General features: G+C 35.2%; 25 protein-coding genes and 1 pseudogene. 5 read left to right on the forward strand and 21 right to left on the reverse strand.

The genetic code is table 11. The annotated features are described in order from the left end of the window. Position 1: 1 nt before the first annotated feature. The gene (gene uvrC, locus QWY91_RS12890) at positions 2-1,804 is read right to left on the reverse strand and encodes an excinuclease ABC subunit UvrC (RefSeq protein WP_290235730.1); all 1,803 of its coding nucleotides are present in this window, start codon (positions 1,802-1,804) and stop codon (positions 2-4) included. A 187-nt stretch (positions 1,805-1,991) separates the two neighbouring features. Here uvrC and QWY91_RS12895 point away from each other — a divergent pair, with 187 nt between their 5' ends. The 4 genes and pseudogenes from QWY91_RS12895 (at position 1,992) to QWY91_RS12910 (ending at position 4,850) form a co-directional block, all read left to right on the forward strand. Next, complete coding sequence (locus QWY91_RS12895; RefSeq protein WP_290235732.1) at positions 1,992-2,438, forward strand: ATP-dependent zinc protease family protein; 447 nt, start codon at positions 1,992-1,994, stop codon at positions 2,436-2,438. Next, positions 2,428-3,300, forward strand: a complete 873-nt coding sequence (rimK, locus tag QWY91_RS12900; RefSeq protein ID WP_290235734.1) for a 30S ribosomal protein S6--L-glutamate ligase — start codon at positions 2,428-2,430, stop codon at positions 3,298-3,300. The genes QWY91_RS12895 and rimK overlap by 11 nt, the downstream gene beginning before the upstream one ends. An 8-nt stretch (positions 3,301-3,308) precedes the next feature. Then, positions 3,309-4,294, forward strand: a pseudogene (locus tag QWY91_RS12905) (succinylglutamate desuccinylase/aspartoacylase family protein). Then, a complete protein-coding gene (locus QWY91_RS12910; protein WP_290235736.1) occupies positions 4,287-4,850 on the forward strand; it encodes a 5-formyltetrahydrofolate cyclo-ligase in 564 nt (187 codons plus the stop codon). Before QWY91_RS12905 ends, QWY91_RS12910 begins: the two are co-directional and overlap by 8 nt. A 328-nt stretch (positions 4,851-5,178) precedes the next feature. On the opposite strand, the gene QWY91_RS12915 is transcribed toward QWY91_RS12910, so the two are convergent. From QWY91_RS12915 to QWY91_RS12960, 10 genes are all read right to left on the reverse strand, one after another. Beyond that, the gene (locus QWY91_RS12915; RefSeq protein WP_290235738.1) at positions 5,179-5,787 is read right to left on the reverse strand and encodes a lipoprotein signal peptidase; all 609 of its coding nucleotides are present in this window, start codon (positions 5,785-5,787) and stop codon (positions 5,179-5,181) included. 35 nt (positions 5,788-5,822) lie between these two features. After that, positions 5,823-6,458, reverse strand: a complete 636-nt coding sequence (locus QWY91_RS12920) for a DUF4097 family beta strand repeat-containing protein (RefSeq protein ID WP_290235740.1) — start codon at positions 6,456-6,458, stop codon at positions 5,823-5,825. A 67-nt stretch (positions 6,459-6,525) separates the two neighbouring features. Next, positions 6,526-6,909 (reverse strand): TraR/DksA family transcriptional regulator, encoded by a 384-nt coding sequence (locus QWY91_RS12925; protein ID WP_290235743.1) that lies wholly within the window; start codon positions 6,907-6,909, stop codon positions 6,526-6,528. A 4-nt stretch (positions 6,910-6,913) separates the two neighbouring features. After that, the gene (gene ileS, locus QWY91_RS12930; RefSeq protein ID WP_290235744.1) at positions 6,914-10,318 is read right to left on the reverse strand and encodes an isoleucine--tRNA ligase; all 3,405 of its coding nucleotides are present in this window, start codon (positions 10,316-10,318) and stop codon (positions 6,914-6,916) included. 374 nt (positions 10,319-10,692) lie between these two features. Then, a complete protein-coding gene (locus QWY91_RS12935) occupies positions 10,693-13,323 on the reverse strand; it encodes a TonB-dependent receptor (protein WP_290235745.1) in 2,631 nt (876 codons plus the stop codon). 43 nt (positions 13,324-13,366) lie between these two features. Next, positions 13,367-14,083: a GLPGLI family protein gene (locus QWY91_RS12940; protein WP_290235747.1), complete on the reverse strand. Its 717-nt coding sequence runs from the start codon at positions 14,081-14,083 to the stop codon at positions 13,367-13,369. A gap of 59 nt (positions 14,084-14,142) precedes the next feature. Continuing rightward, positions 14,143-14,343, reverse strand: coding sequence for a hypothetical protein (locus tag QWY91_RS12945; protein ID WP_290235748.1), 201 nt, complete (start codon positions 14,341-14,343; stop codon positions 14,143-14,145). A 155-nt stretch (positions 14,344-14,498) separates the two neighbouring features. Then, entirely contained in the window at positions 14,499-14,675 is a 177-nt protein-coding gene (locus QWY91_RS12950; RefSeq protein ID WP_290235750.1) for a hypothetical protein, read from the reverse strand. Positions 14,676-14,768: 93 nt separating this feature from the next. Continuing rightward, positions 14,769-15,428: a GLPGLI family protein gene (locus QWY91_RS12955; protein WP_290235752.1), complete on the reverse strand. Its 660-nt coding sequence runs from the start codon at positions 15,426-15,428 to the stop codon at positions 14,769-14,771. A gap of 80 nt (positions 15,429-15,508) precedes the next feature. Beyond that, positions 15,509-15,751, reverse strand: coding sequence for a hypothetical protein (locus QWY91_RS12960; protein WP_290235754.1), 243 nt, complete (start codon positions 15,749-15,751; stop codon positions 15,509-15,511). Between the two features lie 229 nt (positions 15,752-15,980). On the opposite strand from QWY91_RS12960, the gene QWY91_RS12965 reads away from it, so the two are divergent. After that, entirely contained in the window at positions 15,981-16,109 is a 129-nt protein-coding gene (locus QWY91_RS12965) for a hypothetical protein (RefSeq protein ID WP_290235756.1), read from the forward strand. 1 nt (position 16,110) lies between these two features. On the opposite strand, the gene QWY91_RS12970 is transcribed toward QWY91_RS12965, so the two are convergent. The 10 genes from QWY91_RS12970 to gdhA form a co-directional block, all read right to left on the reverse strand. Beyond that, entirely contained in the window at positions 16,111-16,851 is a 741-nt protein-coding gene (locus QWY91_RS12970; protein ID WP_290235758.1) for a GLPGLI family protein, read from the reverse strand. A gap of 34 nt (positions 16,852-16,885) precedes the next feature. After that, a complete protein-coding gene (locus QWY91_RS12975; RefSeq protein WP_290235760.1) occupies positions 16,886-17,605 on the reverse strand; it encodes a GLPGLI family protein in 720 nt (239 codons plus the stop codon). Further along, entirely contained in the window at positions 17,602-18,012 is a 411-nt protein-coding gene (locus QWY91_RS12980; RefSeq protein ID WP_290235762.1) for an ExbD/TolR family protein, read from the reverse strand. The genes QWY91_RS12975 and QWY91_RS12980 overlap by 4 nt, the downstream gene beginning before the upstream one ends. Positions 18,013-18,051: 39 nt before the next feature. Continuing rightward, positions 18,052-18,717, reverse strand: a complete 666-nt coding sequence (locus tag QWY91_RS12985; protein WP_290235764.1) for a GLPGLI family protein — start codon at positions 18,715-18,717, stop codon at positions 18,052-18,054. Position 18,718: 1 nt separating this feature from the next. After that, a complete protein-coding gene (locus tag QWY91_RS12990; protein WP_290235766.1) occupies positions 18,719-19,429 on the reverse strand; it encodes a GLPGLI family protein in 711 nt (236 codons plus the stop codon). A gap of 80 nt (positions 19,430-19,509) precedes the next feature. Beyond that, positions 19,510-20,265 carry a GLPGLI family protein gene (locus tag QWY91_RS12995; RefSeq protein ID WP_290235768.1) on the reverse strand — a complete coding sequence of 252 codons (756 nt, stop codon included), beginning with the start codon at positions 20,263-20,265 and terminating at the stop codon, positions 19,510-19,512. A 112-nt stretch (positions 20,266-20,377) separates the two neighbouring features. Then, positions 20,378-20,839, reverse strand: a complete 462-nt coding sequence (locus tag QWY91_RS13000) for a hypothetical protein (RefSeq protein ID WP_290235769.1) — start codon at positions 20,837-20,839, stop codon at positions 20,378-20,380. 85 nt (positions 20,840-20,924) lie between these two features. Then, positions 20,925-23,321: a TonB-dependent receptor plug domain-containing protein gene (locus QWY91_RS13005; RefSeq protein ID WP_290235771.1), complete on the reverse strand. Its 2,397-nt coding sequence runs from the start codon at positions 23,319-23,321 to the stop codon at positions 20,925-20,927. Beyond that, complete coding sequence (gene recO / locus QWY91_RS13010) at positions 23,321-24,040, reverse strand: DNA repair protein RecO (protein ID WP_290235773.1); 720 nt, start codon at positions 24,038-24,040, stop codon at positions 23,321-23,323. The genes QWY91_RS13005 and recO overlap by 1 nt, the downstream gene beginning before the upstream one ends. Before the next feature lie 109 nt (positions 24,041-24,149). Continuing rightward, a complete protein-coding gene (gene gdhA, locus QWY91_RS13015; RefSeq protein ID WP_290235775.1) occupies positions 24,150-25,493 on the reverse strand; it encodes an NADP-specific glutamate dehydrogenase in 1,344 nt (447 codons plus the stop codon). Between the last annotated feature and the right edge of the window lie 98 nt (positions 25,494-25,591).

Below are 25,591 nucleotides of genomic sequence, written 5' to 3' on the forward strand. Positions count from 1 at the left end.
TTTAATCTGATGGTTCTGCGTGATAATAGTCGTAAACAATTTTAGCTTTAGCACTTCCCACAACATCGGCCAGTGATTTCTCTGGAGCTTCTTTGATACGTTTTAACGATCTGAAGCTTTTAAGTAATTCCACCACCGTTTTCTCTCCAATCCCTTTTATAGCTTCCAGCTCTGTATTTAACGCGGCTTTACTTCTTTTATTTCGGTGAAAGGTGATTCCGAATCTATGGGCCTCATCTCTTAATTGCTGAATAATCTTTAAGCTTTCCGATCTTTTATCCAAATACAATGGAATTGGATCGCCAGGATAAAATAGTTCTTCTAAACGTTTAGCAATACCTACAATGGCAATCTTACCTCGCAAGCCTAAAGTTTCTAAAGCTTTTACACCACTGCGAAGTTGTCCTTTCCCTCCATCGACAATAATTAATTGCGGTAATTCTTCACCTTCATTCAACAATCGCTTATAGCGTCTATAAACCACCTCTTCCATCGATGCGAAATCATCGGGCCCTTCAACAGTTTTGATATTAAATTTACGATAATCTTTTTTACTTGGTTTTCCGTTCTTAAAAACAACGCAGGCTGCTACGGGATTTGTTCCCTGGATGTTAGAGTTATCAAAGCATTCGATATGCCTTGGCTCCACATTTAGTCGAAGATCTTCTTTCATTTGTGCCATGATACGATTTACATGGCGATCTGGATCGACAATCTTCATTTGCTTAAATCGTTCCTGACGGAAATATTTAGCATTTCGCTGAGACAGTTCCACAATCTTACGCTTATCACCTAATTTAGGAATCGTAACTTTTACATCGTCGCCGGCATCAACTTTAAAAGGCACATAAATTTCAGGAGATTTAGAATTAAAACGCTGTCTAATTTCAGTAATACCAAGTTCTAATAATTCTTCATCGGTTTCATCCAACTTTTTCTTCATCTCTATAGTATGCGAACGGATAATCGATCCATGCATTAATTGAAGAAAATTCACGTAACCATAGCCTTCGTCACTAATTACAGAAAATACATCTACATTATTGATTTTGGGATTTACCACCGTAGATCTGGATTGATAGCCTTCTAAAACTTCAATCTTATTTTTTATTCGTTGCGCATCTTCAAACTCCATTTTCTCGGCATGCTCTTGCATTTGCTCTCGAAACTGATTTAATGAGTCTTTAAAGTTTCCTTTTACAATTTGGCGAATATGATCGATATTCCGATTGTATTCTGCTTCGCCCTGGTAGCCTTCACATGGGCCTTTGCAGTTACCCAAATGATATTCTAAACACAATTTAAATTTGTTATCTCTAATTTTATCTTCAGCAAGATCATAATTGCAGGTTCGCAGTTTATACAAGCCTTTAATTAAATCGAGTAACGTATTCACAGTCTTAAAACTGGTAAAAGGGCCGTAATATTCACTACCGTCTTTAACAAGTCTTCGGGTTGGAAATACTCTCGGAAAACGCTCGTTTTTAATACAAATCCAGGGATAGGTTTTATCATCTTTCAACAGCACATTAAAACGCGGCTGAAGTTTTTTAATGAGGTTGTTTTCTAATAATAATGCATCGGTTTCAGAAGAAACAACAATATGCCTAATCTCATGAATCTTTTTTACCATCACACCAATACGATGACTATCGTGACGTTTCGTAAAATAAGAAGTAACTCTTTTTTTAAGATTCTTAGCTTTACCCACATAAAGTATCTTCCCGTTTTTATCAAAATATTGATAAACGCCGGGACTATTTGGCAAAGTCTTTAATTGTACATCCAGAGCAGGTATTTCCATTACTTCAAATTTAAAATATCTTTAGGGCTAATTTGAATATTTTAGCTAAAATTTGCAGTAATTTTAGCAGCTTGTATCATACATTTATTATTTCTGAAATTCAACTGAATCTTAGAAATTAGCAGATTTAAAAGTATTTTATAATTCAGTAAATTTTTAAAACATTTATTTTGGCTATCTTGGAAATATGGGCGAAAGCAAAAAAATAACTATTGGTCGTTTTGATAAAGCAGATTTTCCTATTCTTGATCTTGAACAGATTTCAGTAAAAGTGGATACCGGTGCTTATACTTCTTCCATACATTGTGACGAAATTATTGAAAAAGATGATGTATTATATTGTAAATTTCTTGACGATGAGCATGATCAATATAATGGCAAAGAGTTCATTTTTAAGGATTACGAAATAATTTACGTTCGCAGTAGCAACGGCATAATCCAGAAACGTTACCAGATTGAATCTAAAATTAAGCTTTTTAATAAAATTTATAAAATTTCACTTTCTTTGTCCTCGCGCCAGGAAATGCGTTTCCCGGTTTTACTAGGGCGAAAATTCTTAAGCAGCAAGTTTATTGTAGACCCACAATTGATAGATTTATCATTTAACCAGCAACACCAAACAGATGAATATTAAAATCCTTTCCAGAAATTCACAACTTTACTCAACAAGACGACTTATCGAAGCCGCCCAGAAACGCAAACACACGGTAGAGGTCGTAGACCCTTTAAAGTGTGATATTGTGATTGAAAGGAGAAACCCGAATATTTATTATAAGGGTAATTATATAAAAGATGTAGATGCGATTATCCCGAGAATTGGTTCTTCGGTTACTTTTTATGGTACTGCCGTAGTTCGCCAATTCGAAATGATGGGTGCATTCACCACCACAGATAGTGAAGCTTTGGTACGAAGCCGTGATAAGCTTAGAAGTTTACAGGTTCTATCTAGAGCCAAAATAGGACTTCCTAAGACGGTTTTTACAAACTATTCTAGAGACGTTTCTGGTGTAATTAGCCAGGTTGGTGGGCCACCGTTAGTAATTAAACTTTTAGAAGGAACACAAGGTGTGGGTGTTGTTCTTGCTGAAACCAAAAATGCAGCAGAATCTGTTATTGAAGCGTTTAACGGTTTACAAGCTCGTGTAATTGTGCAAGAGTTTATTAAAGAAGCTAAAGGAGCAGATATTAGAGCTTTTGTAGTAGATGGTCACGTAGTTGGGGCTATGAAACGACAAGGTAAAGAAGGTGAATTCCGTTCTAACCTGCATCGTGGTGGTAGCGCAGAATCTATAGAACTTAGTGATGACGAAGAAATTGCTGCGGTAAAAGCTACCAAAGCAATGGGTCTTGGTGTTGCTGGTGTAGATATGTTACAAAGTTCCCGAGGACCGCTTATTCTTGAAGTGAATTCTTCTCCCGGCTTAGAAGGAATCGAAAAAGCTACCGGAAAAGACATTGCTAAAACTATTATTCGATATATCGAAAAACACGCCTAAACTTATTTATGCCTCAAATCACAAAAGATAACGTCCTGGAAATTCTGGGTAAAAAGATTTTACCCGGTAAAAGCGCTACGATTAACCTAAACATGGCTAAGCTCTATACCACAACATCGGTAGAAGTTCCCGTGATTATCGAGCGATCTAAAAATCCTGGCCCTGTTGTCTTAATTACTGCGGGGATTCATGGTGACGAATTAAACGGGGTAGAAATTGTACGCCAATTAATTAGCAAGGGCATTAATAAACCTACCTGCGGTACAACCATTTGCATTCCGGTTGTAAACGTATTTGGTTTTCTAAATATGGCGAGGGAATTTCCTGATGGGCGTGATCTAAATCGTATGTTCCCGGGAACGAAAAATGGTTCGCTAGCAGGAAGATTTGCTTTTCAGTTTGTGCAGGAAATTTTACCGATTGCCGATTTCTGTTTAGATTTTCATACCGGGGCGCTAGTAGATTTAACGTAGCTCAAATTCGAGTGAAAAAAGGCGACAAACAGAGTATAGAACTTGCTAATATTTTTAAAGCGCCATTTACGGTGGTTTCTACAACGATTACCAAGTCATATCGAGAAACCTGCTCGAAAATGGGAATTCCTATTTTACTTTTTGAAGGGGGTAAATCGCAGGACAGCAATAAAGATATTGCAAGACATGGCGTTGAAGGCACCATGAGAATACTGGATCACCTTAATATGCTGAAATCCAGATTTGACCTACCAGATGCGCATGCCGAGTCTATTTTAATTGAAAATACCTCCTGGATGCGTGCAAAATACAGCGGACTTCTACATCTAAAAGTTCCTTGTGGAAAACATGTTGAAAAAGGAGAATACATTGGCACCATTACCGATCCCTACGGTAAATTTAGGCATAAGATAAAATCCAGAAGTCAGGGTTATATTATTAATGTTAATGAAGCTCCAATAGTTTATCAAGGAGATGCCATTTTTCATGTTTCATCGGTGTCAAAAATTATAGATGAATAAGCACGAATTACGAAAAAAATACAAATCCTTACGATTAAAACTTTCTACGGAGGTTATTGAAGAACTCAGTTTAGAAATTGCCAACAATTTGCTGAAATTAGACATTTGGGAGAACGAATTTTACCATTTGTTTTTGAGCATTGCTGAACAGAAAGAAGTGGATACCGAATTCATCTTACATATTCTACAAGGGAAAGATAAGAATGTGGTGATTCCCAGAACTGATATTGAGCAAAACGCGCTGATTAATTATTTACTTACCGACACAACCAAAATCAAAAAAAATCGCTGGAATATCCCTGAACCTGTTGATGGTATTGAAATCACTCCAGATAAAATAGATGTCGTTTTTGTGCCGTTGCTAGCTTTCGATAAAACCGGACATCGAATTGGCTACGGAAAAGGATATTACGACAAGTTTTTAAGTTCTTGCAAAACCGATATTATTAAAATTGGGCTTTCTTTTTACGAAGCTGAAGATGCTTTTGAAGATGTTTATAACAGTGATATTCCGTTAGACTATTGCGTTACTCCGAAGCAGGTGTATAGCTTTTAGAGCATCGCATTTAGGATAGAGAATATAGATCGCTTCGCTTTTAGACTATAGAATTCTTCAATTTGAAAATGTGGTAATGTGACGATTTGATAATTGCTATTATTCTGTATCAATTTCTTTTTAGAAAAAAGGATACGGCAGAAGAAATCAGGATTGAAGTATCAATATAAATTTTTAATAAAGAATTGTTATCATTTTGACCCTGCCAGCCGGCAGGCAAGCTTGATTCCGCATCTCATAAGGCCGATAGCTGGCCGCTAAAAGCTTACGCTACTAAAACTAGCATTTCTGTAAACTGTGCTCAGTGCACTGTGTACTGCTAACTAAACTACTCTTTCTCTTCCTTCGGGAAAGCTCTTTTATTAAAAAGCAGCAATAAAACTACTCCAATACTTATCGAAGAATCTGCAATATTAAAAACAGGTTCGAAAAAGGTGAAAAATTTGCCACCCCAAAACGGAATCCAATCTGGCAAATATCCCTCATATAAAGGGAAATAAAGCATGTCTACCACTTTTCCGTGGAAAAGCGTACCATAGCCGCCGCCTTCAGGTAAAAACGTTGCTACTTTATTATAGCTATCGCTAAAAGTTATTCCGTAGAAAACAGAATCAATGATATTCCCAAAAGCACCGGCAAAAATTAAAGCAATAGAGGTTATCAAAATTCGGCTTCCATTTTTCTTAATAGAATCTACCAGCCAATAACCGATACCAAAAATTGCCACTAATCTAAATAAGGTAAGCGCAAGTTTGCCGTATTGACCGGGAATTTTAGTTCCCCAGGCCATCCCTTCATTTTCAACAAATAGAATACTAAACCAATCTAAGACCTTTACTTCTTCACCAAGCATAAAGCTGGTTTTTATATAAATCTTCGAAATTTGATCGATTAAAAGAACAATAAATATAATTAAGCCTGCTTTCTTTAAAGACATTTCTTTTTTTGTTAAAAACGCACCAAAAATAGTAATTATTTAGTTTTTCGCACGCTTATATCACCATTAATAGAAGTTAATTTAATTTGATGCATTCCGAAGAGATCTTTGGCGACTGAAACCTCACCATGTCGACTCTTAGCGTTTATTTCTCCAGAGATTACCTGCGCAGTAATATCTCCTTTATAGGTATTAACCGTGCAGTTTCCATCAAAGTTTTCCAAAATACAATATCCTCGCTGAAGATTGGCCGTAAAATTATCGAATTTGCCTTTCACAATGATCGAAGCTGAATTTGAGCTTATACTGACCTTTTTTCCTTCCGGTAAATAAAGATCAACTTCAAAAGAAAACACTTTGTGTGCACTCAGCTTATCAAAACCTCCAACTAAACGCTCTGGATATTGAGTTTCTAAAATCAAGATTCCGTTTTCAAGCTTTGTTCTTAATTGGATGTTGTTATAATACTCCCCTTCAGAATGGGTATTAAATTTTACTGTTTCTCGATCCTCACTATAAACATTGATTTTAAAAACCTCATCAGCCTCAAAGATAATTTCTTCAAAATCTGAGCTAAGAATATTTTGCGTGTCTTTTTGTGCAAAAAGAACACCATAGCTACTAAAAAAACATAGTGCTATTAAAACCACATATTTCTGTGAACGACTCATCAATTATAAAGCAACAAAAAACGCTCCCAAAATAAAAGGAGCGTTTTTTATTGATCTTATACAAAGATTATTTTTGCATGTTTTTAGCTTCGATGCTTAGTGTTGCGTGGGGCACTAACCTTAAGCGATCTTTATTAATTAACTTACCAGTTACACGGCAAATTCCGTAAGTTTTATTCTCTATTCGCGTTAAAGCGTTTTTAAGATCTCTTATAAACTTTTCCTGACGGATAGCTAATTGAGAGTTCGCTTCTTTGCTCATTGTTTCGCTACCTTCTTCAAAAGCTTTAAACGTAGGAGAGGTATCATCTGTACCGTTATTTCCATCGTTTTTATACGCATTTTGGTAGATCTCTAGTTGTTCTTTGGCTTTCGCGATTTTACCTTGAATTAGCTGCTTAAATTCAGCCAGGTCTGCATCGCTAAAACGCTCTTTTACATCGGTTGACATAGGCTCAGTTTTTTGTGATTAATAATTTAGTAGTAACATCATCAAATTCAACATCTACTCCATCGTTTACTACTTCTGCAAGTTCGAGTGCTGCAGTTAAAGTTTCAGTTTTGATATAGGTTATATTGTCATTAACGGCATCCTCGATAATACCGTCCTTTTGTAGGGTCACATTAATGGTGTCGGTTACTTCAAATCCACTATCTTTTCTCATATTCTGGATTCGATTAATCAATTCTCTAGCGACACCTTCTTTCTTTAATTCTTCAGAAATACTCACATCTAAAGCTACGGTTATATTTCCGCTGGAAGCTACCAACCAACCTTCGATATCCTGTGAACTTATTTCTACTTCACTAGCATCCAAAGTAATCAATTCTCCATTTACTTCAACAGCTATCTTTCCTTCTTTTTCGATGTGTGCAATATCTTCGGCCTGAAGCTGATTGATCTTCGCTACAACATGCTTCATTTCTTTTCCGAAACGAGGTCCTAAAACACGGAAATTCGGTTTTATTTGTTTCACTAAAATTCCTGAAGCATCATCGATAAGCTCTATTTCCTTTACATTCACTTCAGATTTGATTAGATCTTGAACGGCAAGAATTTCTTCTCCCTGTTGCTTATCTAATATCGGAATCATAATGCGTTGTAGTGGTTGTCTTACCTTAATCATTTCTTTTTTACGTAGCGATAGCACTAAGCTTGAAACAGTTTGTGCTTTCTCCATCTTACGCTCTAAAGATTTATCTACAAACTTCTCGTCGTAAATCGGGAACAAAGCAGTGTGAACTGAATCGTAATTTTCTTTATTACTAGTGCTGTTTAGATCTTTATACAAAGTATCCATAAAGAATGGCGCTACAGGAGCTCCAAGCTTCGCTACAGTTTCAAGACAAGTATATAAAGTTTGGTATGCTGAAATTTTATCCTGCTCGTAATCACCTTTCCAAAATCTTCTTCGGCTTAAACGTACAAACCAGTTACTAAGATTCTCCTGAACAAATTCTGAAATTGCTCTAGTTGCTCTAGTTGGCTCGTACTCTGCATAGAACTTATCTACTTTCGTTATAAGCGTATGTAGTTCTGAAAGAATCCAACGATCTATTTCTGGACGTTCTTCTAACGGAACATCGGCTTCTGCATACGTAAAGTTATCGATGTTTGCGTACAGCGTAAAGAACGAATACGTGTTATAAAGTGTTCCGAAAAATTTACGGCTTACCTCTCCTATTCCTTCAATATCAAACTTTAGGTTATCCCAAGGATTCGCATTGGCAATCATATACCAACGTGTCGCATCTGGACCGTAAGCGGCAAGTGTTTCAAAAGGATCTACTGCGTTACCAAGACGCTTAGACATTTTCTGCCCGTTTTTGTCTAAAACAAGTCCGTTTGAAACTACATTTTTATAAGCAACATCATCAAAAGTCATGGTTGCAATTGCATGTAAAGTATAGAACCAACCACGAGTTTGATCGACACCTTCTGCAATAAAATCGGCTTTACGCCAGTCTTTCTCTACTTTTTCTTTGTTTTCGAATGGGTAGTGCCATTGCGCATACGGCATAGAGCCAGAATCGAACCAAACGTCGATAAGATCGGCTTCACGCTTCATTGGATTTCCAGATTCAGAAACCAACGTAATTGTATCTACCACATTTTTATGAAGATCTACATTGGCGTAGTTCTCTTCACTCATATCACCGATTTTAAAATCGGAAAAAATATCTTTGTCCATCACTCCGGCTTCCACAGCTTTGGTGATTTCTATTTTTAATTCTTCAACAGAACCAATTATTTTTTCTTCTCTACCATCTTCGGTTCTCCAAATTGGTAGTGGAATTCCCCAATATCGGCTTCTAGATAGGTTCCAATCGTTAGCATTCGCCAACCAGTTTCCAAAACGACCTTCTCCGGTAGATTTAGGTTTCCAGTTAATACCCGTATTCAGCTCGTGCATACGATCTTTAACATCGGTCACTTTAATAAACCAGGAATCTAACGGGTAATATAAAATTGGCTTATCGGTACGCCAACAGTTTGGATAACTATGGACATATTTTTCAACCTTAAAAGCTCTGTTTTCTTCCTTCAGCTTAATAGCGATTTCTACATCTACAGATTTTTCAGGCGCCTCACCATTATCGTAATATTCGTTCTTCACATATTTACCGGCAAATTCGCCCATTTCTGGTCTAAATTTCCCCTGTAAATCAACTAGTGGAACTAGATTATCATTATCGTCTTTCACCAACATTGGCGGCACTGCAGGAGTTGCTTGTTTGGCAACCATAGCATCGTCTGCACCAAAAGTAGGCGCAGTATGCACAATACCGGTACCATCTTCTGTAGTTACAAAATCTCCTGAAATTACACGGAATGCATTCTCTGGGTTCTCATAAGGCAGCGCATATGGCAATAATTGCTCATATTCGATTCCTACTAGATCTTTCCCTAAGTAAGTTTCTCCAATTAAGAAAGGTATTTTTTTATCGCCTTCTTTGTAAGCTTTTAGTTCTTCTTCGCTCTCTACTTGCTTAAATTTCTTATCGAATTGTTTCGCTACAAGCGGTTTACCTACCAAAATATTAATAGACTCGAACGTATATTGATTGTAGGTTTTTACCGCTACATATTCGATTTTTGGACCAACAGTAAGCGCGGTGTTACTAGGAAGCGTCCAAGGAGTAGTTGTCCAGGCAATTAAGAATACATCTTCAGTAAATTCTTTTAATCCCGCAGGTAATGTTTCTTTTTTAGATTTGAACATTGCGGTTACCGTAGTATCCGAAACATCCTGATAGGTTCCCGGCTGATTAAGCTCATGAGAACTTAAACCAGTTCCTGCTTTTGGAGAATAGGGTTGGATGGTATAGCCTTTATAAATAAGACCTTTGTTATAGATCTGTTTTAGCAAATACCAAACCGTCTCCATATATTTTGGCTTGTAGGTAATATATGGATCGTCCATATCTACCCAATATCCCATTTTTTCAGTTAGGTCGTTCCACACATCGGTGTAACGCATTACCGCATTCTTACAAGCCTCGTTATATTGCTCTACACTAATTTTAGTGCCTATATCTTCTTTGGTGATTCCAAGTTCTTTTTCAACACCAAGCTCTACCGGAAGACCATGAGTATCCCAACCTGCTTTACGTTTAACTTGAAATCCTTTTTGAGTTTTATAGCGACAAAAAATATCCTTAATTGCTCTTGCCATCACGTGGTGAATTCCCGGCAATCCGTTTGCTGATGGCGGGCCTTCAAAAAACACAAATGGCTTTTCACCCTCACGTGAAGTTATACTCTTTTCAAATATTTGGTTTTCTTTCCAATATTTTAATGTCTCCTCTGCAACTTTTGGTAAGTCAAGTCCTTTATATTCAGGGAACTTTGTGCTCATTTCCTCAAAATTTCTAATGATGTGCGAAAATAAGGAATTTTGCTAAAATAGCCGTTGCTATCTGCTTAAATTAGCCAATCTTGGGAATAATAACCCACAGGTAAAACCGAATTAAACAAAACGTAATATAACAGCTTGATTTTTACGTTGTTTTTAAAGTAGTTAAGACTTTAGCTATTAGCTTGTGGCGATCAACTTTCAGCATGATTTGAATTCACATAAAAAAGTGTCATCTCAACCGGAGCGGAGAGATTTCTCAATTTCAGCTCGGTCGAGATGATACCGAATTTCATTCTTCAAAATTCAACATAAAAATATCTATTTTTCTATGCTCTGTAGTCTAGATTCTAAAAGCGCATCGATCTAATATCCAACTACAGTTTATAAGCCACTTTAAATAGCAGAACTCTTGGTTGCAAATAAACTCGACGATCGGTGACGATAAATTCTGAAAATGAATTTTCTCTACGGAAGTTAGCATCTAGCATATTAAGCGCTTCAACTTCAAAACTCCACGGGCTATCCATCTTATTGTAAAATAAAGAGGCGTTTCCTACCTGAAATCTATTTACCTGATTGGTTTCCTGATTTTTATAATAATTATATTCATAATCAGCTTTCAGAATAAATCCGTCCCAAAAATCATATTCTAATCGTGCAAACGGAGTAAACTTTACAAATCTATTCTGAAAAGTATCCGATCCAAAAGCACTAAAATCATGATCGTATCCTATATCGAGATTCGGTAATTTTTTAAATGTAGTGCGCGCCCGCAACCCATAACCATAATTTTCTGAATCATAATCAATGGTATTCTCGTTTATAATTCGGCTAGTATTTGCTAAAGATGCATTGGCATCGACAGTAAAACGATAATCGCTTATACGCTTAGTAAAAGAACCACGAAAACTATAAGTTTCATTTGGTAAATCGGTATACACCGGACTTGAAATCTGATTAATTCCTTCTAAAATAGTGGTATTTAAAATGGAATTTACCCGATTGGAATAATTAAAAAAGAAATTGTAATTGATGCCTTTAAACAGGCTAAACTTGTAATAGCTTAATAACAGCGTGTGGTATAATTGATTTTCAAGATCTTCATTGCCCCGATAAATGCGGTTAAAACTACTCAACCGATAGCGATTTGCATAGCTTGAAGCATTATTAAAACTAGACCGCATTCTATAATTTAAGCGTAATTTTTCTGAACCGCCAAGTTTGTATTCACTCTCGAATTCTGGCAATACTACTGGTTTTGTTTCATTTGAAATATTTTCTGAAAACTGAGTAACCTGCCATAAGTAATAATGATAAAACAATCCAGGTTTTAAAATAAGATCACCAAACATGGTTTTATACTGAAAACCTACATATTGATCGACCAATCGATAATGAACATCGTTATTAAAACCGGCTTCATTGAAATTATTAATTTCTCCTGAATCCAATTGTTGTTCATCGAGTGTGCTGTAACGCTGATCTGAGAAATTAACACCTAAAGCAGGATAAATATGATTGGTGTTATTAAGAACCCAATAATGTTTTATATCCAAATTTGCCTGATTGACCGTAGTGTTTACTTGCTGAAATAAATGTAGACTATCTTCTTCTACAAACGGAATAATCGTATTAAAAATAGGCTGATTGAATAACCAATCTTTATCGTTTTCATTCTTTGAAAATTTATAATCGAAATTGACTGTTGACGTATGCTCAAAAGAAAATTGTTTACTATAACTTAAATTTTGAGTAAAATCGAGCCCCTGCGGACTCGTAGTTGTGCTAATAAACGTGGAATCAATCGGAGTTACCGAATTTAAAATTCCGTCGCTAGTGGCCGAAGATGTTTTTACATAGGCATCGTAAGTAAGATCTTCATCGGCATTTGGGCGATAACGCAGCTGCAATTTATTCAGTGTAAAAAACAGGTCGTTATTTTCTTGCGTTTCCCGAGATTCATCCAGCCCGCGATCTTCATCAATATAAGTGATGTTATATTCTTCCCGTGTTTCAAGCTTGTTATTCGAAATAATGGTGTAAGCATTCAGATCTAAATTGTTGGATATTTGCTGGGCGATATTAAAAGCTCCAAATTCATTTTTGTTATACGTAAAATCTTCATTTTGTAAAAATTGGGCGAAGTCGTCATTATAAATACTACTTGCATTTGGGCGATCCATTAGTGATAAATAACCACCTTCAAAATTGATATAATCCTGCATAGAAAACGACTTTTGCCCAGTATTATTAAAATCGCCTATGACGTTTACTGAAGTTTTAGGACTGTAGTAAAATAAGGTTGGATGAATGGTATAGCGATCTTCCACACCTCCCCCGGCTTCAATATCGCCAAAAGCAAAATTCTTTTTGCCTTCAGATAATTTGATGTTCATTGCCATTTTATCACTATCCTCTAGCCCTTTTAAAAATGGAATTTCACTATAATTATCGAGCACCTCGACCTCATCTACAGCATCGGCAGGAATATTTTCTACGGCTAGTTTAGAATCTCCGGTAAAAAAAGTTTTTCCGTCGACCATTAGTTTATCGACCTTTTTACCATTTACGGTAATAGTTCCTTCACGGTCGACTTCCACGCCCGGTAGTTTATTTAAGACTTCACGGAGTTTACGTTCGGCGCCGGTTTTAAAAACATCGGTACGGTAAATTATGGTATCTTCTTTAACTACCACCGCCATTTTCTTTTTGATGAGCACTTCTTCCAGGCTTTCGTTACTGGCCTGCATGGTATAATTTTTCTGAACATCACGGCGGGCAATAATCGAATCGATAATTTTTTGATAGCCTAAATAACTAATTTCGATTACGTAACTACTGTCTTTTTCCAGGTTAAGGCGATAACGTCCTTTTTCATCGGAAATGGAAAACGCCATATTTAGATCGTCACTATCTGGGATCGCAATAAGATTTGCGCCATGAAGCGGCACATTAACCGAATCTTTAACGGTGCCGGTGAAGGTTTGGGCTTTAGCCCCGAACATACACAATCCCAAAATAAAAAGTAAGAGTGAGTTTAATTTCAATTTAATTGCCTAAATCCTTAGTCATTTCTTTACCAATTTCATCAAATTCCTTTAAAGAGATAATATCCCCATCAATTGGTCTGTGTATTTTATTTACTTTGATTTCTTTTATTTTTTTAACGGTATAGGTCTTCTTACCTCTTTTCAATTCCAAGATCAAACCTGGTAAATTACCATAATTAGCAGGGCCAAAAGGAATATTAATTTCAGGAGCATACCAAGCCACTAAATTCCATTGCTTTTTACCCTTACCGGTTTCGTATTCCTGGACAGCTGTTGCTTTATAGGTTTTTATTCCATCTATCGTTTTAGATTCCTTTTTTAAATTCCAATCTATTGCGTCCAAATTTGACTTTATAATGTAGGTTTTACCATAAGCAAGAGTTTTATACAGTGATAGATTTTCATCAAGATTATTATAATAAATACCCCTTAAACTTGCCTGTATTTTTGCAGCTTCTAAACCATCGATGCCATCATTTTTCATCGAACTATTCATCTGGAAAACACTTTCGCTACCCAATACATTTAAAGTATACGAAATATACTTAAAATTTTGCTCGTATTTTAAGAAAGATTCTTTTGTTCTTTGAGAAACCCGGTTCTTTTGTTCTTCATCTAAAAGTCCATCAGTACTTACTCCATAAACAACTTGTAGAGATTGTGCTGTTGCTTTAAAACTCAGAAATAAAAATAAAGTAATAAATAAATATTTCATACCTATAAAGATATGGATACTCTAAAATGAGAGTATCCATAATTCTTATGTTTGCTAAATTAATTTCCTTCTTCCATACATTCGTCATACTCTTTGATGAATGCATCATATTTTTCTTGATGAGTACCATCTGTTTCATTGAACTCTTCATCAGCTTTTTCAAAACAGGTTTGCTCGACTTTCCTTGGCATAAATGAGGTTGATGCATTTAATGCAAATGCTAAAAACATCGTAAATAGAAATGTTATTCTTTTCATCATTAAAAAAATTTTAGTGATAAATAAAAAAACAACCGACAAATTGCGCAATAAATCGTTGAATAACATAAACCTACATCTTTTTATGGGGGGAGGAATCATGACTGTTAAAATTAACGTCCTGAGCTAAAATAGGGGAAAAACACCCTATCCAATCTTTATTGCACGAACAAAGAAAAAGCCATATTAAGATTGTTACTATCTGGGATCGTAATAAGCTTAGCACCATGAAGCGGCGCATTAGCGGAATCCTTTACAGTGCCGGTGTAGGTTTGGGCCGAAGTTTTGAGTGCACTAATTGCAACTATAGCAATTATGGACAGGAATTTTGTCAAATAAAATTAATTAAAAATGTAACAATCTAAAAGATCTTGATTATATGTTTCAAAAAAGATAAAGAGACATCGGATATAATAAGCTTAACAGCTTTAAAACCTATTTTCAAATGCTTTTATCACCATTTTGTCATATTCATTTTCTGTTACATACTTACCTTCCAAAATAAAATTGATATTAACTAATTCTTTATCATTCAGTAATTCTATTTTTTTCAAAGTAGTTACTCTACCATTATTCTTCAAGCATATAATCAATCCCGGTAGACCACCATACCCATCTGGCCCATAAGGTAAAGAAATATCAGGGGCATACCATGCGATTAAATCAATTTCATGAAACCCTGTAGGACTATTAATTGTTTCCTTCGCCACAGCCTTATAACATTCAAAACTGCTTATTTTTAATTGTTCTTTAGTCAGTGTCCAATTAATTTTCTTCTTATTAATTAAAAAAAAATTCCCTAAAAACTCTTTTTTATGAATAACATTTTTTTTTCTTCTATCGAAATATGTTTGACCAGTAAACCCAGATAAAGCTCTCGTATATGCTTCAAATGATTTATTAGTTTCAATGCTCATATTATCAACTTTTTTAAACAAAGCATTTTGTGTATTAAATGACAATATAAAATCTTGTTCATGAAGCATTTTAATCGCTTTTTGAAATTTAGAGTTAACATTCTCCTTGTTGGCATCGTTTAATAATCTTTTCTTATAATAAGCATAACCGTTCTGCCCCTTAAAAAACAAGAGGTTAATACCATTAAAATAACAACAAGGGAAGTTTTTGTATTCATTTAAAATACTGAAAAATTGAACTGAGTTTTAAATTAATATCCACCATGAGCTATACATGTATCATAGGCTTCATACCAAATTGTCATGAACTCATCATAAGTTATTACAGTAGTGAATTCATTCAACATGTCATTTTGATAATCTCCAGCTGTATTCTCTGCTAAATCAAAACATGTTATCTGATTCTCAATAACCTCATCTTTAGCATTCAAGTCCAAACTAAAAATAGAACAGAAAAAAATACCAATCGCTAAAAATATAAATCTGCTTTTCATAAATAAAAAATTTAAAGGTTAATAAAATAATAATCAACCGACAAACTGCGCAATAAATCGTTGAATAACATGAATCTACACCTTTTTAAGGGGGGGGGAGCAAATCAAAACTGTTAAATTTAACGTCCTGGTCTAAAATAGGGGAAAAACACCCTTTAATATTTTCATCAGAAATTGAAAACGCCATATTAAGCACATCACTATCTGAGATCGCAATAAGCTTAGCGCCATGGAGTGGCGCATTAGTAGAATCTTAACGGTACCGGAATGGATTGTTTGGGCATTAGCGCCAAACATACACAATCCTAAAATAAAAAGTAAGTATGAGTTTAGTTTCAATAAAAAGCTTATTAATTAAATTACAGACGATTACCAACAGATTGTTCATACTTTTTATTCATCTCTTTTTCTGAGATTTCTTCCCCAGACGGTTTTTTAATTTTTAATGCCTTTTTGCTTATTTCAATTGATTCCGCTTCGTATTGAGCAGGGAAATTCGATTTCACTTCAAGTTTTAAAATTAAACCAGGCAATCCACCATAACCTATAGGTCCATATTCATTAGGAATTTCGGGGGTGAACCATGCAACTACTGGTGATTCGAAAACTCCGCTTCGGTTTTTAACAACTTCTGTTGTTGTTGCCTTAAAACACCTATAACCATTAATGCTTTTGGTTTCCTTACTAATCTCCCAATTCATATCCCATGAGCTTTTAATTAGAAAAGTTTTATCAAATGCCTCTGTTTGTTTCAGTAGTAATTTATCTTTTTGAAATTGATAAAATGTATTATTTAGTTTTAACATTGCGGTTGCAGCCTCAAATTTTGATGATACATCCCTTTCCATCTGCTGTTCCATTGAATAAACGGCAACCACAGAATTAAACTTCAGCTTGGTTTTAATAGCTTCAATATCTTTTTGAGAGCTTTCAACTATATCGGCTATAATAGACGAACCTCGTTTATATTTTTCATCTTTATCATTCAGTGGTTTATAGCCAAGTTTCACATTATAGGTGATTTCTCCTGAAAAACTCTGACTAAAAGCTGAGAATTTCAGTCCGAAGAGAAAAAGTATTATAATCTTTCTTTTTAGCATAACTTTTAGTTAAAAATTGTAATTAAAGGTGCAATTAATTGCCTAAATTCTTCATCACTTTAGCGCCGATCTCTTCAAACTCTGCCTGCGTGACCCGCTTACCTTTGCTTGGTCTTTCGATTTCTATGTTTTCTTTTTCTTCTATACTTTCAACAGTATAGGTTTTCTTGTTCCTTTCCAATTCCAAAATAAGCCCCGGTAAATTTCCATAATTGGCCGGGCCAACCGGTAAATTTATTTCTGGAGTATACCAAGCAATAATCGGTATTTCGTGCTCTCCTGAATTATTTTTAATGGTTTCAAATCCTCTAGCTTTATAAACATTAAAACCTTTAATGGTTTTTTGCTCTTTACTGAGTTTCCATTTCATATTTTTCATTTTAGACCTTATTATAAAATCCCTACCAAAAGCATTTACCTGATTTAAGGCTATATCTTTTTGATAGTTATTATAGTAAGTCCCACTAAAACCTGCCATAACCTTGGTAAATGCAAATCCGCGTAAGGCCTCATTTTTCATGGATTCCTGCATTTTAAACAGGCTTGTAGTATTTTTAATTTGAAGTATGTATTTAATGTGTTTTAGATTCGTAAAAGATTGTTTATAATCTTCTCTTATTTGCGCCGGTATTTTTTCGAGTTGTTCTTTTGTTAACGAAAGTTCTGTACTTACCCCGTAAACCACCTCCAGACTTTGTGCATTTAAAGAAAATCCAAAAAAACAGATTAATAAAAAACACCTTAAATTCTTCATTGTTTTAGCGCTTTTAGATCGATTTTCTGAAACCAGTGTTCACCATCGATATTTAACTTTTTTGTTTCTAAAAGGTAACGCTCTGTTTTTATATTTTCTCGAATTGCTTTTCTCATTTCAGCATTTACATCTATGATATAGCCCATATCAAGATCTTTATCGCCAAAAATTCTAAAAATAATTTGCTGATCTATTTTAAAAGGCTGCTTGCGCAGCATCTCTGTAACCTGATCTTCTATATTTTTGAACGAAGTTTTTTCTTCTTCAACATAAACAATTTTATTCGCATTTATAAAGACATTCAGATAAAACACTTTGTTATTCTCTCCCGAAGACTGCGCATTCACACCCATTGAAAAGCCTAAAAGGCACAGTAAAACATAAACTTTATTCATTATAATTCTCATAATTTAAAATTTTCAAATTGCTTAAAAAAGTCAGATTCACTAATAGAAGTTCCTTTTTTTCGGAAAATTAAATTTTATCTCTTTTTGCTTAATTTGGGCAAGTGTATATCGCTCACTCCCCGTTTCAAACCGCACAACCAATCCCGGCAGACCATTATATTGTAAAGGGCCGTAACTGAGCGGAATTTCTGGAGCGTACCAGGCATTTACGTTTTCAAATTCACCATTATCTAATGGAATTTTTGCTGAAGCCTTAAAACAGGAATAACCACTAATCATTTTTTGCTTTTTTTCTAGTTTCCAATCGATTTTATCTAAATTCACAAGAAATTTTTCTCCCAGAGCTTCAATCGCCCAGATCACGGAATCTGCCTTTCGATCATAATAATAATCTCCCTGAAAAGGTCCTTTAGCCAAGGCTAAGTCGGATTGATTTTCGATACTCAGCAAGTCTTCCAAATAAAAAAAGCTTCGATCTTTATCGAATTTCAGTTTATAAGCTAGCTGCTTTGTAAGTTCTTTCTGAAGTTTTTCCAACTCACGGTATTCTCTATATTTTTGCGGATTTGAAACTTTATCCTGCTTCCCCGACTCAGATTCAGAATATAAATTTTTCCACTCCTTTTTATAGGTTACGATTCCAGAGTCTTGTGCGTTACCGGCCAAAACATTTATAATAAAAAATATACAGAGTAAAGATTTCATCTCAATTCTTATCAAAAATTGTACTGCGAATTTTATCCATCATTTTATTATATTTTTCTGCGGAAATTAATTTACCAAAATCTGGCTTTTCAATATCAACAATTTCGTTCGTGCTGATCTCGACTAAAGAAAGAACAAAAGTTCCGCGCTTCACTTCAACTATCAAACCAGGTAAACCGCATAAACCTAAGGGTCCAAAAGATGCCGTAATCTGTGGCGTAAACCAAACCTCTTCAATTGTGCCATTTTCTGGAAGCTCAGCTTTATAGCAGGTAAAACCATTGATAATTTTGGTCTCTTTAGTAACTACCCAATCAAAATTTATCGAATCCTGAACTGTATATTTTTTACCAGCAGTTTTCGAAGTTTTTAACCAAATACCTTTTTTCGAATTCTGGTAAAATTTACCTTTTCCGATTACTGCATGACCTATAGCAGCAACTCCCGGCTTATTGACATCATTATTCATTTGATTTACCAGCTGAAATGAAGAAACAGAATCGTTAAACTGAAGTACAAATTCAAATTCTAAAGCGGCTTCTCTGGCTTTATTTAAAGTTTCTACAGCGTAGCGATGGGTTTCATCACCCGGCTTTTTAATCTCAAACTTTTTAAATTCTACGATCTTGTAATGACAGATTGTGCCAGTTTGAGCATAGCTGCTTAAGGATAGAGATATGATAAAGAAATAAAATAGTGACTGGCGAAGCATAGATCTTTGATGGATGAAAACCTAATATACCAAATAAAACTAAATGATTAGTTAAACCATACAAGAATTAACGGTATAGACTAAAATTCTGTTCCATACATTTCACTTCTTCTTTTTATTTCCAGAAGTTGCTTCTTCGCAATTGTATCTCTTTCCTGATATGTAATTGTTTTTTTAGCGCTTGGAATTTCTATACTTATATCATTTCTGTTCTCTATTTTTGTTGCGAAATATGTGACTCTGTTATCCCTTGTAGCTTCCAAAATTAATCCCGGCAGCCCATCAAAATCTAACGGACCGGTAGAAACAGAAATCTCTGGAGTAAACCAGGCTTCGACGGGCACCCATAACGGCTCCATATATTTATCGAAAGTTTTGTACTCCATTTCAGCTTTAAAACATTTATAGCCTAAGATCATTTTATGTTCTTTAGTAATCTTCCATCTGTTATACTTCTCTCTATTAGCTAAAATTTTATAACTCTTTCCATCAATATCTTCAAAATTAAATTTTGAGCTATCACTTTTATAGAATACTCTTTTACCATTGGCAGACACTAAAGCTGCACTATAACCACTTTGCATATCCCTATTTTCAAAAGGCATTATATTTTCGGTATAAAACTTTGAAGATTTACCTTGTATCAGCAAAATTAATTCTACATAAGGAAGAGCGGCAATTTCATTCTTTCGGTATTTACGCACCATCATATTTTCAATCTTCGAAAGATCTTTCTGCCCTTCAGAATAATCCATTTTATAGGTGATTTTTAGACTTTGAGCAGTCGCACAAAAGCATAAATTCAAAATAATAGAAATCAAAAGCACTTTTTTCATGACTGTGAGATTAATACCTCTTAAGGTACACTATAATAAATTTGAAATAAGTTAATAACAGAAAATTAGGGTGAAAACCCCTAATATTAGCATTCATATAATGCTATCCAAATCAGATTAGCGAAATATTCAAAACGGCAGTTTTAAGCCTTAATTGATCTTTTTCCATAATTTCGACTTTATCGATACTTCTGCTTAGTATTTTTAGTTTTTTGTTTTCAACTAAATAGCCATTTATGTAAACATCAATTTTGCTATCCAGACCAAAGAATTCATTTACTTCAGATTGTGATTTAGTTACAAATTCGTCCTGAACGGTTAAGAAAAGAAGTCCCGGATTTTCATGATCTGCAAATAAGTTTTTAGTACCTACAGATTTATCCTTGATAATTTCCATTTCTGAAATCGAATTTTTAGGAATAACCTTCAACTCACTTTCTCCAGCAATAATTGCATCATTGATAATGAGCAAAGGTTTTTCTGAAGTATCCTTGGCAAGTTTAACACGTGTAACCTGTGCGCTTGCAGCCAGCGTACCTAATAGGCAAATCATTAAAATAACTAGTTTTTTCATGCGAAAGTAAGATTACAAAACTAGAGAAGTTTAATTCTATTTAAATATAGAAAATTTTCAGCTAAGCGCTATAAGTGAAAATCCCCTAAAAACTAAATCTTGCTGAAATTATCAAGTTACGGCCAGCAGCAGCGATTCCAGAGCTATAGGTTCGGTAACGCTGATCGGTAATATTTTCGACCGAAGCGGTAAGCAACCAGTTTTCATCTAAATCATATTGCCCGGTTAAATTTAAAGTATACCAGGATGGCGAATATGGATTTCCGTTCGCATCGATCGCATACAAATAGGCTTTTCCCTGCTCTGAAGTAGCTAAATTATCATAACTGATCTTTCCATTATATACTGCAAAAAGATCGAGTTTTACTTTCTTTTTATGCCAAATTAAATGTGTATTCCCAAATAGTGGCGCTGCATGTCTTAAAGGTGCTACCGAGCCATCATCTAATTCTTCCTCTCCTTCGGTTATAGAAATTTTTGAAGCCAGTCGTAAAGCCACCGAAAAATCGACCTCAACATTTCCTTCAAAACCATAAACATGCGCTTTCGATGCATTTTGTATCGCCTGTAAATTACTAGGTTCACCTTGATAATCGATCTCTGTTTCGCCATTCAAATTAAAATCACGGCGTACCATCGCATCTTCTAACCAGGTGTAAAATCCTGTAAAACAAAACCTAATATTTTCAGCTGGTGTCCAATTTACGCCAACTTCAGCATTGTAAGCATATTCGGATTTTAGATCGGGATTGGGGACTACAACCGAGCCGGGTTCAGAATCAAATATCTTCCCCGTATCATCGATATTTGGTGCTCTAAAAGCTGTCGATGCATTAACGCGCCATTGCAAAAATTGATTTTGTTTCCAGTTTATTCCAGCACTTGCCGTTAATGCTCCGCTATTACTATCGGCATCCTGAAACGGAAAATTATAGAGATTTTCATCGAAGCTCGCATTTAAAATAACGTGATTATAGCGTAATCCAGACTGAAAATTGAGTGCCTCTTGTATTTTCCACTGGTAAGTAGCATAAGCCGCTAACGACTGCCAGCTGGAATTATCGGGATAACGAGAAGTGGTTTGCTGCCGAGCACCTGAATCAATATTTTCCTGAAAACCTTCAGAAGTAATCTGATTATTTACATATTCTAAACCGTAAAATAATTTACTACCTGCAAATGCTTTTTCAAAATCAAGATTTGCAGAATAAGCGCCTACATTTTCTTCCGTATTAAATAAAATTTCATCGCCAAAATCACGATCGTGACGACTCTCTTCAAAATACTGATATGCGAGTGTAAACTGCGCTTTATCGTAAAATACTCCGTTTCCTTTTTTATTAATTTTAAAATCACCTAAAAACCATCGTTGTGGCCCATAATACCATTCTGCCGATCGCAGCTCCCCGCCTCTCTTTCGATATAAACGATCGTATCTTGGAACATCTGAAGTTTCACTATAAATAAGCCCTAAATTGAAATTCCAGTTTTCATTGGGCATATATTTTACTTTTTCTAATAAACTAAGCTGCCTATAAGCGGTAGGTTTCTGGATTAGTGGATCTTCATTTTGCAAAATTATATCCTGCCCGTTTTCTGTTGAAGTATATTCCGGCCTCAAATACGAATCGGGGCCATGTTCTCCCATTTCTAAATCATCAAAATCGGAATAAGAAATTGAAGTCTGAAATGCCCAATTTCGCCTTCCTACATTTACATCGGCATGCAACGTCTGTTCGTTATTGGCAGAAGAGAACCTTCCGTAGAAATTACCGCTAACCGAAGTTTCTGCACCAAACGAAAATCGAGGTTTTAGCATATAAAAATTCATAACTCCGCCAATCGCATCGCTACCATACACCATCGATCCCGGCCCCAAGATAACCTCTGATCTTTCAATTGCCAAAGGATCGATATTTATGACATTTTGAAGATTTCCGCTTCTAAAAATGGCGGTATTCATACGAACTCCATCTACTGAAATTAACACGCGATTGGTAGCAAAACCCCGAATCATTGGGCTACCGCCACCTAACTGACTTTTCTGAACAAAAACCTGCCCGGTGCTTTCTAAAAGATCGGCTGCGGTTTGCGGACTGTTTTGAATAACATCTCCTCGATCCATACTCACAATTTTCTGCGGAATTTCATCCTTTTGAAGTTGAAATTTCGCTACGGAAAGCACTACCTGATCCAGTTTATTTTGATCTTCCTGAAGGTACACAATCTGATCTTTGATGTCGGATTTTCTAATTTCAAACAATTCATGCGAAACATGCTGAAAAAAAAGTACTTCAGCTGAATCGAATTTTGAAATATCTATGCGCCCTTTAAAATTACTTAAACTGCTTTTGGTTCTTTCAGCATTAAAAATTACGACGTCGCTTAAAGGTTCTTCCGTAGCTTTATCGAGAACAATGATGTGTTGTCCCAATAGATTTTGGCTAATAACAATAAAGAAGAAAAGTATTAAATAGCGCATTAATTAAATATTTCGTTGAGGACGGTTAGCGATTTTGGTTTTCTAAAGCCATCGATATGTAGTTCGTAATACAAGAGCATCATTTTTAAAAAGTCTGATCGTTGTGAACTGCTTAACTTCACCTGCTCCATATCGTTAAAGCCTACGTTTAAAAATGCACGCAAAATATCAAGATTTTCGTCTTGTATGCAATAATCGTTGGTTTTAATAGGTTCGAAAGTACCTTCTAACAAATTGAAAAAGGGTTGCTCTGTATTTAAATTATCAGGCTGAAAACCTAAAAACCCAGATAATTTCAGCAAAAACATGATATGAAAATTCGCAATCTTATCATGTAAATCCATCCAACTGAAGGCGGTTTCTAAGAAATTATATAAAGCAGGATTGGCTTCTTCTTCTCTTACCGCACTTTTTAAAACTTCAGCAATAAACATGACTACACTCGCTTTAATCATATTGGTATGCAGCGTAGCATACGTATTGATCACTTTAGCATCTTTTAGATATTCTAAAGCACCCTTATTTTTATGGTTTGCCACAATCTCAAGCTGCGTTAAAAGCTGAAATTGACTTGCCTTAAATTTTCCTTTTTTCGATTTTAAAATTCCGCGTAGCATATACGTGCGCAAACCGCTTTCTAACGTGTAGAGGTTTACGATAAGATCGGCTTCACCGTATTTTAGCGCACTAATAACTATTGCATTTGTATTAATCAGCATAGGATTTCAAATAGACTTGTGATCTAAATTGTTCACTGCATTTAGCGGATTAAGGTATAAAAAAAGCCGCTTCTAGAAGCGGCTCTTAAATATTTATCTAAACGGAAGTTTATACAACTCCCTGTGCTAGCATTGCATCGGCCACTTTAACAAAACCGGCAATATTTGCTCCTTTTACGTAATCTACATGACCTTCCTTATCTGTACCATATTCTACACATTTCTCATGAATATCATTCATGATTTCGTGAAGTTTTTTGTCTACTTCTTCTGCCGTCCAATTATAACGCATTGAGTTTTGCGTCATCTCTAATCCTGAAGTAGCAACACCACCAGCATTTGAAGCTTTACCAGGCGAGAATAAGATTTTCGCATCACGGAAAATTTCTACAGCTTCTGGTGTACATGGCATATTTGCTCCTTCACCAACACACATACAACCGTTTTCTACTAATTTCTTAGCATCTTGTTCTTCAAGTTCATTTTGGGTTGCACATGGCAAAGCAACATCGCATTTAACGTCCCATGGTGTTTTACCTTCGTAAAAATTGGCATTATTATATTCTTCAGTATACTCTTTTATTCTACCACGCTTCTCATTTTTAAGCTCCATGATAAACTGAAGCTTTTCTGAATCGATACCATTTTCATCATAAATGTATCCACCAGAATCAGACATGGTTACGATTTTAGCACCAAGTTCGATCGCTTTCTCTGCTGCATATTGAGCAACATTACCAGATCCCGAAATTACAACTGTTTTTCCTTCTAGCTTTTCGCCTTTAGTTTTCAGCATATTTTGAGTAAAATATACATTTCCATAACCAGTAGCTTCAGGACGAATTAAAGATCCTCCATAAGAAAGTCCTTTACCCGTTAATATCCCGGTAAATTCGTTCTGGATTCTCTTATATTGTCCAAACATATAGCCTACTTCTCTTGCGCCTACTCCTATATCTCCGGCAGGAACATCGGTATTATATCCTATATGTTTGCTAAGCTCTGTCATAAAGCTTTGGCAAAAACGCATCACCTCGTTATCAGATTTTCCTTTTGGATTAAAATCTGCTCCTCCTTTTGCACCACCCATAGGCAATGTTGTAAGACTATTCTTAAACGTTTGCTCGAAGGCTAAAAACTTAAGAATACTTATATTTACTGAAGGATGAAAACGCAAACCACCTTTGTAAGGTCCGATTGCAGAATTCATCTGAATACGATATCCGCGGTTTATTTGTATATCACCATTATCATCCAACCATGTTACTCTAAACATGACAACGCGCTCTGGCTCTACCATGCGCTCTAATAACTTAGCATTTTGATATTTCTTATTTTGTTCTATAAAAGGTATAATAGTTTCAGCAACTTCATGAACCGCTTGTAAGAATTCTGGTTCGTTTTGATTTCTTTGAGACACTTTATCCAAGAAATCTTGTATATTTTTTTCCATATGGTGTCGCTTAAATTTGTTTTAAAGAATATGTTGTTTCGAGGTGCAAATATATGAGATATATAAAAAATAGCGTTTAAAATTTAGTTTTTCATATA

It is taken from the genome of Zunongwangia endophytica, assembly GCF_030409505.1.
GTDB lineage: Bacteria > Bacteroidota > Bacteroidia > Flavobacteriales > Flavobacteriaceae > Zunongwangia > Zunongwangia endophytica.

Excerpts from the sequence above, each read along its gene's own strand:
- uvrC (WP_290235730.1), bottom strand. The coding sequence starts at position 1,804 with ATGGAAATACCTGCTCTGGATGTACAATTAAAGACTTTGCCAAATAGT.
- QWY91_RS12895 (WP_290235732.1), top strand. The coding sequence starts at position 1,992 with ATGGGCGAAAGCAAAAAAATAACTATTGGTCGTTTTGATAAAGCAGAT.
- rimK (WP_290235734.1), top strand. The coding sequence starts at position 2,428 with ATGAATATTAAAATCCTTTCCAGAAATTCACAACTTTACTCAACAAGA.
- QWY91_RS12910 (WP_290235736.1), top strand. The coding sequence starts at position 4,287 with ATGAATAAGCACGAATTACGAAAAAAATACAAATCCTTACGATTAAAA.
- QWY91_RS12915 (WP_290235738.1), bottom strand. The coding sequence starts at position 5,787 with ATGTCTTTAAAGAAAGCAGGCTTAATTATATTTATTGTTCTTTTAATC.
- QWY91_RS12920 (WP_290235740.1), bottom strand. The coding sequence starts at position 6,458 with ATGAGTCGTTCACAGAAATATGTGGTTTTAATAGCACTATGTTTTTTT.
- QWY91_RS12925 (WP_290235743.1), bottom strand. The coding sequence starts at position 6,909 with ATGTCAACCGATGTAAAAGAGCGTTTTAGCGATGCAGACCTGGCTGAA.
- ileS (WP_290235744.1), bottom strand. The coding sequence starts at position 10,318 with ATGAGCACAAAGTTCCCTGAATATAAAGGACTTGACTTACCAAAAGTT.
- QWY91_RS12935 (WP_290235745.1), bottom strand. The coding sequence starts at position 13,323 with ATGTTCGGGGCTAAAGCCCAAACCTTCACCGGCACCGTTAAAGATTCG.
- QWY91_RS12940 (WP_290235747.1), bottom strand. The coding sequence starts at position 14,083 with ATGAAATATTTATTTATTACTTTATTTTTATTTCTGAGTTTTAAAGCA.
- QWY91_RS12945 (WP_290235748.1), bottom strand. The coding sequence starts at position 14,343 with ATGATGAAAAGAATAACATTTCTATTTACGATGTTTTTAGCATTTGCA.
- QWY91_RS12960 (WP_290235754.1), bottom strand. The coding sequence starts at position 15,751 with ATGAAAAGCAGATTTATATTTTTAGCGATTGGTATTTTTTTCTGTTCT.
- QWY91_RS12965 (WP_290235756.1), top strand. The coding sequence starts at position 15,981 with ATGGAGTGGCGCATTAGTAGAATCTTAACGGTACCGGAATGGATTGTT.
- QWY91_RS12970 (WP_290235758.1), bottom strand. The coding sequence starts at position 16,851 with ATGCTAAAAAGAAAGATTATAATACTTTTTCTCTTCGGACTGAAATTC.
- QWY91_RS12975 (WP_290235760.1), bottom strand. The coding sequence starts at position 17,605 with ATGAAGAATTTAAGGTGTTTTTTATTAATCTGTTTTTTTGGATTTTCT.
- QWY91_RS12980 (WP_290235762.1), bottom strand. The coding sequence starts at position 18,012 with ATGAGAATTATAATGAATAAAGTTTATGTTTTACTGTGCCTTTTAGGC.
- QWY91_RS12985 (WP_290235764.1), bottom strand. The coding sequence starts at position 18,717 with ATGAAATCTTTACTCTGTATATTTTTTATTATAAATGTTTTGGCCGGT.
- QWY91_RS12990 (WP_290235766.1), bottom strand. The coding sequence starts at position 19,429 with ATGCTTCGCCAGTCACTATTTTATTTCTTTATCATATCTCTATCCTTA.
- QWY91_RS12995 (WP_290235768.1), bottom strand. The coding sequence starts at position 20,265 with ATGAAAAAAGTGCTTTTGATTTCTATTATTTTGAATTTATGCTTTTGT.
- QWY91_RS13000 (WP_290235769.1), bottom strand. The coding sequence starts at position 20,839 with ATGAAAAAACTAGTTATTTTAATGATTTGCCTATTAGGTACGCTGGCT.
- QWY91_RS13005 (WP_290235771.1), bottom strand. The coding sequence starts at position 23,321 with ATGCGCTATTTAATACTTTTCTTCTTTATTGTTATTAGCCAAAATCTA.
- recO (WP_290235773.1), bottom strand. The coding sequence starts at position 24,040 with ATGCTGATTAATACAAATGCAATAGTTATTAGTGCGCTAAAATACGGT.
- gdhA (WP_290235775.1), bottom strand. The coding sequence starts at position 25,493 with ATGGAAAAAAATATACAAGATTTCTTGGATAAAGTGTCTCAAAGAAAT.